Source organism: Methylobacterium sp. J-001 (genome assembly GCF_022829565.1).
GTDB lineage: Bacteria > Pseudomonadota > Alphaproteobacteria > Rhizobiales > Beijerinckiaceae > Methylobacterium.
Genome location: NZ_JAKSYN010000057.1, coordinates 1 through 2,205 on the forward strand (window position 1 = coordinate 1; position 2,205 = coordinate 2,205).

Sequence of the window (2,205 nt, forward strand, 5' to 3'; positions counted from 1 at the left end):
TGGCCCTGTGAAATCAGAACGTCCGCCTGACGTAGCTTCGCGACGATCTCCTCGGGCTTCGGGTGCTTTGCCATCTCGTCCGTCCTCCAGGCTCAAAAGCCATACCAAAGGGCGGACCACTTCAATGGGGGCTGACCATGAACAAGCAGATGCAAATCCCGGCAAATTTCTGGGCCGAGCTTGAGCGCACCGTTTCGGAAAAGGTAGGCGACGCTCTTAACACAGATGAAGTTCCGCACGAGCTGCTGATCTCATATCTGCGCGACCTAGAGGTCATGGCGCGGACTGCATGCCATAGCCGGCAGACCGTTCAGATCATCGCTTCCGGGCGTAGCCTTCTCGGCGACCGACAAGTGATTGGGCCGAAGGATTGCGCGTTCTCATACGCGCACCTGTGAACGGGATGAGCATCGGGACGATGGACTATGCCATGACCGAACAGGCGTTCGCGGTCCTGCTGGCCTCCGCTTTCACCTTCGGATGCGCAGCGATCTACCAGTTGCGCGAGCACGCCCGGCATCTCACGCCGATCCTCGCCAGCGTCACGACCGGCTTGGCTCTCCTGGCTGGTATGATGGCGCTCGCTCAGAACGGGGCCATCAGCCCAGCCGACGGTTCAAAACTGGCACCCATGGGCCGCGCCCAAGCGTCCTCGTGGCGCTCGGAGACGAGAATGGCCGCGGCTCAGAAGCCGACCTCGGCCGAAACCCGACAGGCGGCTCGCGAAGAGTAGAGCAGCTTGTGCGTCGTAAGCAGCCTCGCCGGTTGAAATAAAAGCGGTGCGCTGTTCGCAGTCACTGCAGGCCTTCCAGTTCGGCCTCGAACGCCACCATCTCCTCGTCGGTGAAAGCGACGGCTGAGCACCACGCCATGTGGGTCGGGATCGTCATCCCGTAGAACGGCACCCGGTAGGAGCCGAGGGCGTCGTGGCGGATCTGCCCGCCCGTGTCCTCGATCATCCCGGCATCGATCAGGGCCTTCAGCGTCTTCGGGGAGCAGGCCGAGCAACATCACCGACTCGTGGTCGGCCCCGAGCGAGAGCGGGCAGGCTAGCCAGTCCGGCGGGATCCTGTCGTGGCGAGCCGACCGGCTCAAAGCCATGCGGGACTTCACGGCGGGCGCGAGCGACCCGGTGGTGGCGCAGGCCAAGTTCACGCTGACTGAGAACCCCGCGCTGATCCAGGCCCTGCTAAGCGCCCAGAGCCCGCAGGAGGCCAACCACCTCGAGGGCGGTACCGTCGTCGGTCCAAAGGTCGGCAGGCACGAGGGTCACGGCGAACCCGAGCCGCTGTAGAGAGCGCATGTGCGACAGGATCGCGTTCGAGCCCGCGTCGCGACCCCCGTCCGACATAACGGTGACGACGACGAGGGCCCGCGGCTGGTTCTGGCTGGCGGCCAGAGATCCGTGCTGCTCGGCGCGCACTCGGCGTAGTACTCGAGCCTGGCCCAACAGGAAGGCGAGGCGGCGGTCCGCCGCCGCGTCGTCGACAGGCTCGGCCAGCGGATGCGCCAGCTGCGCCTGCAGGTCCTTCGAGAGGGTCCGGGCGCGCCCGGGAGCATTGCACCATCACCCTCACGGCGGACCGCGATCGTGAACCGGGCCAGCGCTGGCAGCGCGCCATCAGGGAGGGCGAAATCGAACCCGTGCCGGCCGTGACCGATGCCTTCGCGCACGAGGTCGTCACGGGGCCGATCGGCGAGGCAGCGGCCCACCACCCGGCCGTTGATAGAGACGAACAAGCTGACGGGGGTGTTGGGCGCAGTGGTATCCTACGCCCGACCGATCATCTGCCGGCGGGACAGCCAGTCGACGTGCCCGCGTAGCGCCATGGATCAGACAGCGACGGCGATCGCGGCCTCGATCCTCATGGCAGCAGCTCCTCCCGCTGTATCACTCCCACCGTCCATGCATCTCGAGCGGGGTCGATGGACTCCCCAGCATCGAGCTGATGGATCACGTCGATTAGGCTGGAGATCTTGTCATCCGTGAGCCGATGGTAGCCCGGGGCCATGTTCAGGTGGCGCCGCTCAACCGAGGCATCATGGTTGTGGCAGAATTTTCTCGCAAGCTAGAGCATCGGAACTTTAATTAGACGCATATCCCTTGGCTTTGAGGAAGTTCCAGCATTCCTGGGGCTCGAACAGGTCGCAGATGTCGCCGATGGCGCGCCAGAGGGCGTCGAAGGTACGGGCCTTGGCCTTGCG

4 protein-coding genes are annotated in these 2,205 nt (G+C 64.9%); 3 read left to right on the forward strand and 1 reads right to left on the reverse strand.

Translation table 11 applies throughout. The features are described from left to right. Positions 1 to 137 precede the first annotated feature (137 nt). Together MKK65_RS06115 and MKK65_RS06120 are read left to right on the forward strand one after the other, a co-directional pair. The gene (locus MKK65_RS06115; RefSeq protein ID WP_243956308.1) at positions 138 to 398 is read left to right on the forward strand and encodes a hypothetical protein; all 261 of its coding nucleotides are present in this window, start codon (positions 138 to 140) and stop codon (positions 396 to 398) included. Positions 399 to 403: 5 nt separating this feature from the next. Continuing rightward, a complete protein-coding gene (locus MKK65_RS06120) occupies positions 404 to 733 on the forward strand; it encodes a hypothetical protein (RefSeq protein ID WP_243956310.1) in 330 nt (109 codons plus the stop codon). Between the two features lie 61 nt (positions 734 to 794). Here MKK65_RS06120 and MKK65_RS06125 read toward each other — a convergent pair whose 3' ends face one another. Continuing rightward, a complete protein-coding gene (locus MKK65_RS06125; RefSeq protein WP_243956312.1) occupies positions 795 to 959 on the reverse strand; it encodes a hypothetical protein in 165 nt (54 codons plus the stop codon). 140 nt (positions 960 to 1,099) lie between these two features. On the opposite strand from MKK65_RS06125, the gene MKK65_RS06130 reads away from it, so the two are divergent. Further along, on the forward strand, positions 1,100 to 1,294 hold the full coding sequence (locus tag MKK65_RS06130) for a hypothetical protein (RefSeq protein WP_243956314.1): 195 nt from the start codon (positions 1,100 to 1,102) through the stop codon (positions 1,292 to 1,294). Positions 1,295 to 2,205: the final 911 nt, after the last annotated feature.